The following is a 13,166-nucleotide window of genomic DNA, read 5'->3' as shown; positions in this document are numbered from 1 at the left end:
CATGGACCATCACGATGACGATCTCAGGAAATTCGAAGCGCATGGCGCGACGCCCCTGCCGGCCGCAAGGGACGAAGGCCGGGTGGCACATGATGGCGCCGAAATCTGGTACGCCACGTTTGGCGCCGGCCTCCCCGTGATCCTGCTGCATGGCGGCCTCGGTCACAGCGGCAATTGGGGATTTCAGGTCCCCGCGCTGGTCAAGGCCGGCTATCGGGTCGTGGTGATCGACAGCCGTGGCCATGGGCGCAGCAGCCGCGACGAGCGGCCATACAAATATGAACTGATGGCTTCCGATGTCCTGGCCGTGATGGACAGGCTGCACTTGAAAAAGGCGGCTATGGTGGGTTGGAGCGATGGCGCCTGCGTTGCCCTGATCCTCGGCATGAAAGCCGCCGACCGCATCACCGGCGTGTTCTTCTTCGGCTGCAACATGGATCCGAGCGGCACCAGGGAATTCGAGCCCAGTCCGGTCATCGATCGCTGTTTCAGCCGGCATGCCAGGGACTATGCCGAATTGTCGGCGACCCCGGACCAGTTCGACGCATTCGTCGAAGCCGTCGGCCTGATGATGAAGTCCGAACCCAATTACACCGCCGCCGACCTGGCGCGGACGCGCGTGCCCGTGGCGATCGTTCAAAGCGAGCATGACGAGTTCATCAGACACGAGCACGCGAGCTATCTGGCCCGCAGCATCCCGGCATCGCAATTGATAATCCTGCCCGACGTCAGCCATTTCGCACCGCTGCAACTGCCCGGGCAGTTCAACAGCGTGCTGCTGGCCTTCCTCGAAAAAATGCATTCTTGAGAGCTCGGTGCGCAGCGCGCGCCGATGCCGGAAGGCTTTTTTTGTCGAATCGGCTAAGCCTTGCGGCATGAACGAGACCTCACTCTATGCGCCGGTGAAGCGGTTCCTCGAAAGCCTCGATTTCGTCGTGAAGGGCGAGATCGGCGGGTGCGACATCGTCGCGCTGCGCGACGGTGAGCCGCCAATCGTCGTCATCTGCGAGTTGAAGCTGCAATTCAATCTGGAATTGGTGCTGCAGGGCGTCGACCGTGCGGCCGCTTGCGACGAAGTCTGGCTGGCGGCGCGCATGTCGGCCCGAGGCAAGGGACGTGAAAGCGACGCCCGGTTCCGCAACCTCTGCCGCCGGCTTGGCTTCGGCGTGCTTGGCGTGACAGCCAACGACAAGGTCGAGGTGCTTGTCAGTCCCGCCGCGCCGGAGCCGCGCAGGAATGCACGGCGGCGCTCACGCCTTGTCGACGAGCACCAGCGCCGCCGCGGCGATCCTGTCGCCGGGGGAGGATCGCGCAATCCGATCATGACCGCCTATCGCCAGAGTGCCCTCACCTGTGCGGCCGCGATGGCGGACGGACCCAAACGACCGCGCGATCTGAAGGCCTTGACGCCGATCGCGCCGAAAATCCTGCAGCACAATGTCTATGGCTGGTTCGCGCGCGTCGATCGCGGGGTCTACGACCTCACCGACGCCGGCCGCGCCTCGTTGATCCGTTGGCCGCAGGCCTCGGACAGTTCGACGGGATGACCGTGAACGTGCTCTGTGCCGTCCTCCAGTTCGCGCAGGATTTGCCGATCGAACGGACGTTCCGATCAACTTTCTGACAGGGAGGCATGATGACGGTACGCATTCAGGGCATGCGAAATCTTGGACCGGCGACGGCGCGGATGTTGGCGGAAATCGACATTATCGACGATGAGGATTTGCGCCATCTTGGCTCGGTCGAAGCCTATCGTCGCCTAAAGTTTCGATTTGGCCGACATGTGACGATCCTCGCGCTCTATGCGATGGAAGCTGCATTATCCGATTGCGATTGGCGGGATCTCAAACCGGACACAAAGGCGTTTCTCCGACAACAGGTTGGCGCGGCCAAGTCTTAGAGGACGGCGCTCCAAACGTTCACCAGGAATTCGGTCCGACGACGAAACACGACACGGGATTTTGAACGCGAGGGCCGCCTGAACACGGGAACCTGCCGGGTCCTTTGGTTGATTTTTCAGACAAAACATGCTGCTAGTCCCGCCCATGAAGACACTCTGCATGATGGCCATTGCGTCCCTGACGCTGACTTTCCCGGCCAGCGCGATGGACAATGCTTTGCGTGCCGGGCTGATGAAACTTGACCCGCAAACACGCCTCGAACAGCGGTGCGATGCCGAAGTCCTGGACCGGATCACCCACGATGATCGCAAGTTCAAGGCCGACCGGGTCGTCGCCTACGCCTTTGCGACGCCCGAGATGAGCGCCGATGCGATCAGGAGTCCGGGTGCGGCATTCCGCAGCAAAGGACAGTGGTACCGGCTGAAATTCAAATGCCAGACCGGGCCGGACCATATGGAAGTCCTGCAGCTGCGCTACCGGATCGGCGACGAAATTCCGGAAGCCGACTGGGCGAAGTACAATCTCTACGATTAGTTTTCGCGGGCTTGCGTAGGCTTTGGCTCACGTGCCGGCAGCGGCTAAGAATCCCCTGTAATACCCCTGCCACGAAAGTGGTTTTCCAGTGGTGTCCGTCGCGGCGTCTTGACGCCAGCGGACCATGCCTTTAGGCCCGTCTGGACAATCGACAACGAACACTCGGCGAAGGGCTTCCCGGTCGATGGAAATATTTACCGCCGCGGGCATATCGGCTCTTTTTCAAGTCATCGCTATCGACCTTGCACTTGCGGGCGACAATGCCATCGTCATCGGCCTCGCGGCGGCCGGCCTGCCCGCCGCCCAGCGCAAGCGCGCCATTTTGGTCGGCATCGCGGCGGCCACCGTGCTTCGCATTTTCTTCGCCCTGATCACGCAATGGCTGCTGACCATCGGCCCGATGCTGCTGATCGCCGGCGGCCTGCTTTTGCTGTGGGTCTGCTGGAAGATGTGGCGCGAATTGCGCGTCAGCCAGGATGAGGAGCGCGACGCGACCGAAGCGCTGTCGAATGGCGATTTCGACAAGGACGGCGTCATCGGCGGCAAGGGATCCGGCAAGACCTTCTCACAGGCCGCCTGGCAGATCGTCATTGCCGACGTGTCGATGTCGCTCGACAATGTCCTGGCCGTGGCCGGCGCGGCCATGAACCATCCGACGGTGCTGATCATCGGACTGGCCCTGTCGATCGCCTTGATGGGCTTTGCCGCGTCGTTCGTCGCGCGCCTGCTGCACAAATACCGTTGGATTGCCTATGTCGGCCTGGCAATCATCCTCTATGTCGCGGTCAAGATGCTGCTTGACGGGGCCGTGCAGCAATTCCCCGAGCACTTCGCTTTCCTGGCGCCTTGGTTCGGATCCGGGGGCCACTGAGCCATCCGATGGCGCGGACCAGCCCGTCGGCCGGTTTGCTTGATTGCGCAACCCATGCTATTGCGCCGCGCGTATTGGCTCCTGCCATGCGCCATAGACCGACATTTACAGCGATTTGAGGCCGGACCAGCGTTTCGGCCCGTGCCCCCATTGGAAGCTTGCCTATGTCCGCCCCTCGCGTCAGTTTCGTTAGCCTTGGATGCCCGAAGGCGCTCGTGGATTCCGAGCGCATCATCACGCGCCTGCGCGCCGAAGGCTATGAGATCGCCCGCAAGCATGACGGCGCCGATCTCGTCGTGGTCAACACTTGCGGTTTCCTCGATTCCGCCCGCGACGAGTCGCTCAACGCCATCGGCTCCGCGCTTTCGGAAAACGGGAGGGTCATCGTCACCGGCTGCCTCGGCGCCGAGCCGGAGGTGATCCGCGAAAAGCATCCCAATGTGCTGGCGATCACCGGGCCGCAGGCCTATGAGAGCGTCATGGCAGCCGTGCATGAGGCAGCCCCGCCCTCGCATGATCCCTATATCGACCTGCTGCCGCCGCAGGGCGTCAAGCTGACGCCGCGCCACTACGCCTACCTGAAGATCTCGGAAGGCTGCAACAACCGCTGCACCTTCTGCATCATTCCCGCCCTGCGTGGCGATCTCGTTTCGCGCCCGGCCGCCGATGTGCTGCGCGAAGCCGAAAAACTGGCCAAGGCAGGCGTCAAGGAACTCCTCGTCATCTCGCAGGACACCAGCGCCTACGGCATCGACATCAAGTACCAGACGTCGATGTTCGGCGACCGCGAAGTGCGCGCGAAATTCCTCGATCTCTCCGAGGAGTTGGGCAAGCTCGGCATCTGGGTGCGCATGCACTATGTCTACCCCTACCCGCATGTCGCCGACGTCATCCCGCTGATGGCCGAAGGAAAAATCCTTCCCTATCTGGATATCCCGTTCCAGCATGCCTCGCCGCAAGTACTGAAAAACATGCGCCGTCCGGCACATGGCGAAAAGACGCTGGAGCGCATTCGCGGCTGGCGTGACGTGTGCCCGGATCTCGCTATCCGCTCGACCTTCATCGTCGGCTTCCCCGGCGAGACGGATGAGGATTTCGAGATGCTGCTCGACTGGCTGGACGAGGCCAAGATCGACCGCGCCGGCTGCTTCAAATACGAACCGGTCAAGGGCGCCCGATCCAACGACCTCGGCCTCGAACAGGTACCGCAGGACGTCAAGGAAGCACGCTGGCACCGCTTCATGCAGCGTCAGCAGAAGATTTCGGCGACGCAGTTGACCAGGAAGGTCGGCAAACGCCTGCCGGTACTGATCGACGAAGCCCATGGCAATTCGGCGAAGGGCCGCACCAAATACGACGCGCCCGAGATCGATGGCTCGGTCCATATCCAGTCGCGCCGCCCGATGCGTGCCGGTGACATCGTCACCGTCAAGATCGAGCGCGCCGACGCCTACGACCTCTACGGTTCGGCCGTCTGAGCGTGCCGTCACTTTCTCCCGGCAAAATGAAAAGGGCGCCTCGCGGCGCCCTTTCCTGTTCGAAATGTGATGCGCCGCTTACTGCGGCAGCTTGTCGTCGACGCCCTTCACGTAAAAATTCATGCCGAGCAGTGTGCCGTCATCGGCGACTTCACCGTCCTTGAGCCACGGTGTACCGTCCTGCTTGGCGATCGGTCCGGTGAAGGGGTTCCAGCCGCCGGCGATCTTCTTCTCGGTTGCCTCGGCCATCGCCTTCACGTCGTCGGGCATGTTGGTGTAGGGCGCGAGCTTGACCGCGCCGTCCTTGATGCCGAGCCACACATTGTCCGGCTTCCAGGTGCCATCGATGGCTGCCTGTACCCGGCTGATATAGTACGGACCCCATTCGTCGGTCAGCGAGGTCAGCTGCGCGTTCGGCGCGAACTTGATCATGTCGGACGACTGGCCAAAGCCATGCAGCTTGCGCTCCTCGGCGACCTGCAGGGCGGCGGTCGAATCGGTATGCTGGACGATGATGTCGGCACCTTGATCGAACAGCGCCTTGGCGGCGTCGGCTTCCTTGCCCGGATCGAACCACGAATTGACCCAGACGATCTTGGCCTTGAAGTTCGGGTTGATCGACTGCGCGCCGAGCATGAAGGAGTTGATGCCCATCACCACTTCGGGAATCGGGAAGGAGACGATGTAGCCGGCAACGCCGGACTTCGATTCCTTGGCGGCGATCTGGCCGAGCACATAACGGCCTTCGTAGAAGCGTGCGTTGTAGATGCCGAGATTGTCACCGGTCTTGTAGCCGGTGGCGTGCTCGAACATCACTTTCGGGAACTTCTTGGCGACCTTCACCTCGGCATCCATGAAGCCGAAAGAGGTGCCGAAGATCAGCTTGCAGCCTTCGCGCGCCAGACGCTCGAAAGCACGGTCCGCATCGGGACCTTCGGAGACGTTCTCCAGATAGGCGGTCTCGACCTTGTCGCCGAGCGCCTTCTCGACTTCGAGCCGGCCCTGGTCGTGCTGGTAGGAGTAGCCGAAATCGCCGATCGGGCCGGTATAGACCCAGCAGGCCTTCAACTTTTCGGCAGCCTCCGCGGACGCGGCCAGCGACAGTGCCGCTGTCGTCGTCATCAGGGCAATAAGCAGTTTTTTCATCGTGTTACCTCTCTGTGTTAAGCCTTGGAGCTTCCCGTCTTTTTGTTTTTGTCAACGATCCGGAACGAATGGCTGCCCCAGGGATGCCGGCGTGTTCATCATCGTCAGACGCTTGTTGCGCGAGATTAGAACGAGAACCACGACGGTTGCCAGATAGGGCAGAGAAGAAAGCATCTGCGAGGGCACCGGAATGCCAAAAGCCTGTGCATGAAGCTGGCCGATCCACACCGCGCCGAAGATGTAGGCACCGGCCAGCACCCGCCACGGCCGCCACGACGCGAACACCACCAGCGCCAGCGCGATCCAGCCGCGGCCCGCGGTCATGTTCTCGACCCACTGCGGCGTGTAGACCAGCGACAGATGGCCGCCGGCAAGACCGGCGCAGGCCCCACCGAAGATCACCGAGAGATAGCGGTAGCGGATGACCTTGATGCCGAGTGCGTGCGCCGAGGTGTGGCTGTCGCCGATCGAGCGCAGCGTCAGCCCGGTCCGCGTCTTGAACAGGAACCACATGACGGCGGCGGTCAGCACGATCGAGATGTAGAACACCGGATCCTGGCCGAACAGCAGCTTGCCCACGACCGGGATGGCGCTCAGGCCTGGAATGTCGAGATTGGGCAGCCTGACACCGGGCTGGCCGACGAAGCTCGTGCCGATCATGCCGGAGAGGCCGAGGCCGAGCAGCGTCAGCGACAGGCCGGTCGCCACCTGGTTGGTGGCCAGCGACAGCGTCATGACGGCGAACAGCAGCGAGAACAGCGCCCCCATGGCGATCGCCGCCAAAAGGCCGATCCAGGGCGAGCCGGTCAGATAGCCGGCCCCGAAGCCGCCGACCGCACCCATGATCATCATGCCTTCGACGCCGAGATTGAGCACGCCGGAGCGCTCGACCACCAGTTCGCCGATCGCAGCGATCAACAGCGGTGTCGCCGCCGTCGCGATGGTCAGGAGGATGTTGACGGTGATGTCCATCAGCGGGCTTCCTTCAACTTCGGTGCAGCGTCGAGCTTTGCCGCGCCTTCTTGTTCCGTCAGCGCCAGGCCGATCAGGCGGATGCGGTAGTGGATGAGCGTGTCGCAGCCGAGCACGAAGAACAAAAGCATGCCCTGGAACACCCGCGCCACCTTGTCGGAAATGCCGAGCGCGCTTTGCACCGCCTCGCCGCCGAGATAGGTCAGCGCCAGAACCAGGCCCGCGGCGATGATACCAAGCGGATTGAGGCGGCCGAGGAACGCCACAATGATGGCGGTGAAGCCGTATCCGGGCGAAATCACCGGCTGCAATTGCCCGATGGCGCCGGAGACTTCAGAAATGCCGGCAAGTCCGGCCAGCGCGCCCGACAGCAGGAAGGCGAAGAACACCATGCGGCTGAGGCCGAAACCGGCAAAGCGCCCTGCCCGCGGGCTGGAACCCAGCACACGCACCTCGAAGCCCTTGAGCATGCGCCCCATCAGGATCCAGATCAGCACCGCGGCAACCAGCGCGAAGACAAAGCCCCAATTGGCGCGCCCGGCGTCCGGCATCACTTCCGGCAGCACGGCGGAGTCGCCGAACTGGATCGTCTGCGGGAAACCATGGCCCTGCGGATCGCGCCAGGGGCCGCGCACCAGCCAGTCGAGGAAGAGCTGGGCGACATAGACCAGCATCAGGCTGGTCAGGATCTCGTTGGTGTTGAAGCGGGTCTTCAGAAACGCGGGTATCGCCGCATAGGCCGCGCCGCCGACCATGCCGAGCAAAAGCATCAGCGGCAACACCAGCGGGCCTTCGAATTGCGGAAACAGCACCGGAATGGCCGAGCCGAAGATGGCGCCGAAAATAAACTGGCCCTCGGCGCCGATGTTCCAGATGTTGGCCTTGTAACAGACTGACAGGCCGACCGCGATCAGGATCAGCGGTGCCGCCTTGATCGCCAGTTCATGCAACTGCCAGACCTGGCTGATCGGTTCGATGAAATAGATCCGGAACGCGGTCAGCGGATTGACGCCGAGCAGAGCGAACAGAATGGCACCGGCGATGATCGTCAGGGCGAAGGCGATGAACGGCGACAGGGCTGAAAACAGCGCGGAGCGCTGTGGGCGTTTGACGAGTTCGAGGCGCATCATGCCGTCTCCAGCGTATGTTCGGCGTGGCCGGGCTCGGCGCCGCCCATTAGCAGGCCGACCTTCTCGAAGGTTGCTTCGGCGATCGGCATCGGCTTGGACAATTCGCCATTGTGCATGACCGCGATCGCGTCCGAAATTTCGAACAGCTCGTCGAGATCCTGGCTGATCACCAGCACCGCCGATCCGCTGCGCGACAGTTCGATCAACGCCTGGCGGATGTGTGCGGCGGCGCCGGCGTCGACGCCCCAGGTCGGCTGGTTCACCACCATGACGCTGGGCCGGCGGTCGAGTTCCCGGCCGACGATGAATTTCTGCAGGTTTCCGCCCGAAAGAGCCGCAGCTTCCGGATCCGGCGCGCTCTTGCGCACGTCCATCGCCTCGATGATGCGTTGGGAGGCAGCGTAAATGGCGCCGCTCTTGACCATTCCACCGGTGCCGACAAACGCCTTGCCGTCAGTGGCATGGCGCGACAGCAAAAGGTTTTCCGAAAGTTTCATGCGCGGCGCCGCACCATGGCCGAGGCGCTCTTCCGGCACGAAGGCGGCACCCAGCAAGCGCCGTCCGGTGATGGTCAGCCCACCCGCATCCTTGCCGCGGATGCGCACCGAGGCGGCATCCTGCTGCAACACTTCGCCTGAAACGGATTCGAAGAACTCGCCCTGCCCGTTGCCGGCGACACCGGCGATGCCGATCACCTCGCCGGCACGGACATTGAGGCTGATGTTCTTGAGCGGAATGGAGAACGGCGTTGCCGGCTTGCGGGTGAGACCGCGGACTTCAAGCAGCGGCTGCGCGGTCTCGATCCCCTCGACCGGGGCACGCACCACGGCCTGCACCTCATTGCCGACCATCATGCGGGCGAGCGAGGCGGCTGTCTCCTCGCGCGGATTGCAATGGCCGACCACCTTGCCGTGCCGCAATACGGTGGCGCGGTCGCAGATGCGCTTGACCTCTTCCAGCCGGTGCGAAATGTAGAGGATCGATTTGCCTTCCGAGCGCAGCCGCTCCAGCGTCTCGAACAGCTTGTCGGCTTCCTGTGGCGTCAGAACCGAGGTCGGCTCGTCCAGGATGATGAGCTGCGGCGTCTGCAGCAGGCAGCGGATGATCTCGATGCGCTGGCGTTCGCCGACCGACAGGTCGCCGACCAGCGAATCCGGATCGAGCGGCAGGCCGTAGCTGTAGGAAAGCGCCCTCGCCTTGGCGGCGATGCTGCTGATGGGCGAGCCGTCGTCCAGGGAAAGCGCGATGTTCTCGGCCGCGGTCAGCGCCTCGAAGAGCGAAAAATGCTGGAACACCATGCCGATGCCTAGCTTCTTGGCGACACCCGGGCTGGTGATCCGCGCCGCCTGGCCGTTCCAGAAAATCTCGCCGGAATTGGGCTCCAGCGAGCCGAACAGCATCTTGACCAGCGTCGATTTGCCGGCGCCGTTCTCGCCGAGCAGCGCGTGGATTTCACCTTTGGCGATGTTGAGATCGATATGGTCGCACGCCGTCAGCGTGCCGAATATCTTGGTCAGGCCACGAACCTCGAGCAGGTTCGCCCCATCGTGATTTGCACTCACAGTGCCTCCCATCTGGTTCACCAGATATGTTCTGTGTTCCCGCAAACATGGTAGGCGCCGCCGGCTCTCAACGGAAAGCGGCACGCGTCTTGAAAGAGCTTCAAGAATTTCAGCGGAAATTCAAGGGATAGCAAGCCCGGCGGGACTAAGGGATGAGAATGGTCGTCCCTGTGGTTCTGCGCCCCTCGAGGTCGGCATGCGCCTTGCCCGCATCCTTCAGCGCATAGCGCTGGTTGATCTGGATCTTGACGGCGCCGCTGAGCACCACTTTGAACAACGCGGCCGCGGAGGCGTCGAGGTCCTCGCGTTTCGCGTTGTAGACGAACAGCGTCGGCCTGGTGACGAACAGCGAGCCCTTCTGTGCCAGCAATGACATCGAGAAGGGCGGGATTGGTCCCGACGACTGGCCGAAGCTGACGAACATGCCGAGCGGCCTGAGGCAGTCGAGTGAGGCCGGGAATGTGTCGTTGCCCACCGAATCGTAGACGACGTCGCATTTCTTGCCGCCGGTGATGGCCGCGACGCCGGCGACGAAATCCTGCTCCCTGTAATTGATGACATGATCGAAGCCGTGCGCCTTGGCGAGCTCGATCTTGTCGGTCGAGCTTGCCGTGCCGATGACGGTTGCGCCCAGATGTTTCGCCCATTGGCCGAGAATGAGCCCGACGCCGCCGGCAGCGGCATGGAACAGGATCGTGTCGCCCGCCTTCACCTTGAAGGTTCGGCGCAGGAGATATTCGGCGGTCATGCCCTTCAGCATCATTGCGGCCGCCTGTTCGTCACTGATGCCGTCCGGAACCTTGACGACCCGGCTGGCATCGATGACGCGTTCCTCGGCATAGGCGCCTGTCGTTACGGCATAGGCGATCCGGTCTCCAGGCTTCAGCCAGTCGATATCCTGGCCGACCTGCAACACCACGCCGGCGGCCTCGCTGCCCGGAATGAGAGGAAAGCCTCCGGGCGGCGGATAAAGGCCGGAGCGATGATAGACATCGATGAAGTTGAGGCCGATCGCCGTATGCCTGACCAGGATCTGCCCGGAACCCGGTTGGCCGGGATCGGCGTCCTCATAGGTCAGAACTTCCGGGCCGCCATGGGCGTGGATGCGGATAGCTTTGGACATGGACCGGGATTCCTCTGGGAGCGGCTCGTCAGGCCTTTTTGGCGCCGAGATTTGGAAAGAACTGCATGATGCCACCGATACAGGCCAGGTAAAGCCCGGTAATGGTGATGCCGATCTTGATGAAGGTGCTGACCTGTGCGCCCAACACGCCGATCTGGTCGTAGAAGGCGGCAAGTGCCGCCTGTGCGAGAGCAAGCGCGCCGAAGGCGCACCACAAAAGGGTCATTGTGAGATTGATGGGCCGCAGCCGCACGACCCGCACCGGATGAATGAAATTGATGGGGATGAAGGTCAGAATACCGGCTACCACCACCACCGCGAACGATACCCATTGTCCGGGCTCGATGACGAACAGCGTGAACACCACCATGTTCCAGACCACGGGGAAGCCCTTGAAGAAATTCTCCTTCGTCTTCATGCCGGTGTCGGCGTAATAGATCGCGCTGGAGACGACGATGATTGCCGCCGACAGGAACGACAGACCCTCGCCCATGAAGCCGCGCTGGTAGAGCGCGAAGGCCGGGATCAGCACGTAGGTCACGTAGTCGATGATGTTGTCGAGGAGCTCGCCCGACCAGGTCGGCAGGATTTCCTTGACCTCGAGCTTCCTGGCGATAGGCCCGTCAATGCCGTCGACGAACAGCGCCAGCCCAAGCCACCAGAACATTGCCGTCCAGCGTTCCTCACTCGCCGCCACCAGCGACAGGAACGCGAGGAACGAGCCTGACGCCGTCAGCAGATGGACCGAGAACGCCCTCGCCTGCGGCCAGGTGACCTTCTTCTTCGGTCGCGGAATCCGGTCCGTGAGCTTCTTGGCGGCTTTCCGTGCCGCCATGTTCCTGGCCGATGTGTTCTTGCTCACGGGCCCCGCCAATCCAGCTTGCAGATTTCGGCCGAGCGACCGGCAAAATTCCAGTTGCGGCCAAAGGCTCGCATCTTGCTCTTGTCGGACCTCGCCACAATGATCTCCGGTGCAATCCAGTATTCCGAATTGGTGATCACCGTATCCTTCTCGCGATCCTTGCCCGCGATTGGCGTGACCGCGCCATCGATGATCTTCGGTATCTGGAAGATACGCGTCTTGTCCCGTGTCTCATAGGTGATCGGCACCTGTTCCACACCCAGGAATTTTCCGACCAGGATCGACAGCAGCGATGTGGTTCCGCCGGCCTTACCGGTGAAAATCTTCGTCAAGGCCTTTACCGCGTAGATCGAGGCGCGTTTGTCGATGAAGACGCCCGCGGTCCAGTTGCCACGGCTCATGTAGCCGGGGATTTCCATGATCAGCCCAAGGTTGAGGCCGGACAGGTCGACCTCGCCGAAATGGCCGGCATCGATACGGAAACCTGCCCAGGTCTGGCAGTAGCCCTCGGTCGGAGGGTGGCTGCCGAGCGACAGCACGCAAGGGCAAAAAACCGTGCAATTGCAGGAGAGTACGAGCTCTCCTTTCATTGCCCAGCCCTGATCTGTCATTGAATTTCCCCCACTCACAACGAGATTACTAACAGCGCGGCTGCCCAGACAAGCAGTATCGCACCGGCCAGCCGGGTTGGAAGACGGCCCGTGGTTTGTTTTTCAATCAGGGTGAACACGCCGATCAGCGCCATCCAGAAGATGTTCATCACGCCGACTGCGAACATCACCAGCATCAGCGCCCAGCAGCAGCCGAGGCACCAGACGCCTTGCACGGCACCAAGGCGGAAGACGCGGATCGGCGTGGCGCTCCAGTTCGAAAACAGGATCGAGAACGGGTTGCGGCATTTTTTCAGGCAGGCCTCCTTGAGGCCGCTGAACTGGTAGAGGCCTGCAACCAGCAGTGCAAGCGCCCCGGCAACGCCAAGCAGCGGATCGTAGATTTCGCCGGACGCGGCGAATGCATGCACGCCCAATGTCAGCGCCGCAAACAGCATCGAGGCGGCGAGCCAGACACCGAGATAGCCGGCAACCAGTAGCAGCGGATGGACGACCGGCTCGCCTTTGATCCGGGCCGTATCGGCGATCTCACAATAGGTGCGGATCATCGGTGCCGCCGACGGCAGCATCGCGGCGACCGCCATCAGGAACCACATCAGGATCAGCGCCAGGGCATGCGGGACGATGCTTGCATCCAGCGGCGCCGGCGACAGGCAGAGCGCGAAGAACCGCTCCAGGAAATCGGGCAGCGGCAGCTGCGGCAGACCGCGCAGGAGCATGTCGCCGGGCGCGCTGCCCCTGGCCTCGGCGCCGCGAATCGCCATCGTGGCCAGCGACGACCAGGCGAGCAGAATGCTGGCGCCGACGACGATATTGACCGTCAAACGCGGGTTGCGCGCAATATCAGCCGTGGCGCGGCCGGCGCGGTCGAGATGGCTGAAATCGTCCTGGGGGCCGGTCATGACACCCGAATGAGCCGAATCGCCGCGTTGATCAAGCCGCATGAACTGACCTATATGCTTCTCGACTGGCAGGT

The 13,166-nt window shown here is 62.5% G+C and carries 14 protein-coding genes; 6 read left to right on the top strand and 8 right to left on the bottom strand.

Annotation, left to right across the window (positions count from 1 at the left end; genetic code table 11):
* Position 1 precedes the first annotated feature (1 nt).
* The 6 genes from FJV83_RS30825 (at position 2) to rimO (ending at position 4,784) form a co-directional block, all read left to right on the top strand.
* On the top strand, positions 2-808 hold the full coding sequence (locus FJV83_RS30825) for an alpha/beta hydrolase (protein WP_095774452.1): 807 nt from the start codon (positions 2-4) through the stop codon (positions 806-808).
* Positions 809-875: 67 nt separating this feature from the next.
* Positions 876-1,547 (top strand): DUF2161 domain-containing phosphodiesterase, encoded by a 672-nt coding sequence (locus FJV83_RS30820; protein ID WP_142887117.1) that lies wholly within the window; start codon positions 876-878, stop codon positions 1,545-1,547.
* A gap of 86 nt (positions 1,548-1,633) precedes the next feature.
* Positions 1,634-1,900: a TfoX/Sxy family protein gene (locus FJV83_RS30815; RefSeq protein WP_095774450.1), complete on the top strand. Its 267-nt coding sequence runs from the start codon at positions 1,634-1,636 to the stop codon at positions 1,898-1,900.
* A 127-nt stretch (positions 1,901-2,027) separates the two neighbouring features.
* A complete protein-coding gene (locus FJV83_RS30810) occupies positions 2,028-2,435 on the top strand; it encodes a DUF930 domain-containing protein (protein ID WP_179295962.1) in 408 nt (135 codons plus the stop codon).
* Between the two features lie 184 nt (positions 2,436-2,619).
* The gene (locus FJV83_RS30805; RefSeq protein WP_095774449.1) at positions 2,620-3,306 is read left to right on the top strand and encodes a TerC family protein; all 687 of its coding nucleotides are present in this window, start codon (positions 2,620-2,622) and stop codon (positions 3,304-3,306) included.
* A gap of 164 nt (positions 3,307-3,470) precedes the next feature.
* Positions 3,471-4,784 carry a 30S ribosomal protein S12 methylthiotransferase RimO gene (gene rimO, locus FJV83_RS30800; RefSeq protein ID WP_142887116.1) on the top strand — a complete coding sequence of 438 codons (1,314 nt, stop codon included), beginning with the start codon at positions 3,471-3,473 and terminating at the stop codon, positions 4,782-4,784.
* 78 nt (positions 4,785-4,862) lie between these two features.
* On the opposite strand, the gene FJV83_RS30795 is transcribed toward rimO, so the two are convergent.
* The 8 genes from FJV83_RS30795 to FJV83_RS30760 form a co-directional block, all read right to left on the bottom strand.
* Positions 4,863-5,930 (bottom strand): BMP family ABC transporter substrate-binding protein, encoded by a 1,068-nt coding sequence (locus FJV83_RS30795; RefSeq protein WP_095774447.1) that lies wholly within the window; start codon positions 5,928-5,930, stop codon positions 4,863-4,865.
* A 51-nt stretch (positions 5,931-5,981) separates the two neighbouring features.
* Positions 5,982-6,902 (bottom strand): ABC transporter permease, encoded by a 921-nt coding sequence (locus FJV83_RS30790; protein WP_095774446.1) that lies wholly within the window; start codon positions 6,900-6,902, stop codon positions 5,982-5,984.
* Entirely contained in the window at positions 6,902-8,032 is a 1,131-nt protein-coding gene (locus FJV83_RS30785) for an ABC transporter permease (RefSeq protein ID WP_142887115.1), read from the bottom strand. Before FJV83_RS30785 ends, FJV83_RS30790 begins: the two co-directional genes overlap by 1 nt.
* Positions 8,029-9,606, bottom strand: coding sequence for an ABC transporter ATP-binding protein (locus FJV83_RS30780; RefSeq protein WP_179295963.1), 1,578 nt, complete (start codon positions 9,604-9,606; stop codon positions 8,029-8,031). Before FJV83_RS30780 ends, FJV83_RS30785 begins: the two co-directional genes overlap by 4 nt.
* 133 nt (positions 9,607-9,739) lie before the next feature.
* Positions 9,740-10,717, bottom strand: a complete 978-nt coding sequence (locus tag FJV83_RS30775; protein WP_142887114.1) for a quinone oxidoreductase — start codon at positions 10,715-10,717, stop codon at positions 9,740-9,742.
* Between the two features lie 28 nt (positions 10,718-10,745).
* Positions 10,746-11,552 carry a phosphatidylcholine synthase gene (pcsA, locus tag FJV83_RS30770; protein WP_179295971.1) on the bottom strand — a complete coding sequence of 269 codons (807 nt, stop codon included), beginning with the start codon at positions 11,550-11,552 and terminating at the stop codon, positions 10,746-10,748.
* A gap of 23 nt (positions 11,553-11,575) precedes the next feature.
* The gene (locus tag FJV83_RS30765) at positions 11,576-12,190 is read right to left on the bottom strand and encodes a DUF1326 domain-containing protein (protein WP_142887113.1); all 615 of its coding nucleotides are present in this window, start codon (positions 12,188-12,190) and stop codon (positions 11,576-11,578) included.
* Between the two features lie 14 nt (positions 12,191-12,204).
* Positions 12,205-13,092 carry a DUF2182 domain-containing protein gene (locus tag FJV83_RS30760; RefSeq protein ID WP_185973469.1) on the bottom strand — a complete coding sequence of 296 codons (888 nt, stop codon included), beginning with the start codon at positions 13,090-13,092 and terminating at the stop codon, positions 12,205-12,207.
* Positions 13,093-13,166: the final 74 nt, after the last annotated feature.

The sequence above is a fragment of the Mesorhizobium sp. WSM4307 genome (assembly GCF_007003945.1).
In the GTDB taxonomy this organism is placed as follows: domain Bacteria; phylum Pseudomonadota; class Alphaproteobacteria; order Rhizobiales; family Rhizobiaceae; genus Mesorhizobium.
Note: the sequence above shows the minus strand (reverse complement) of the source record. Positions and strands in the feature narration are given on the sequence as shown.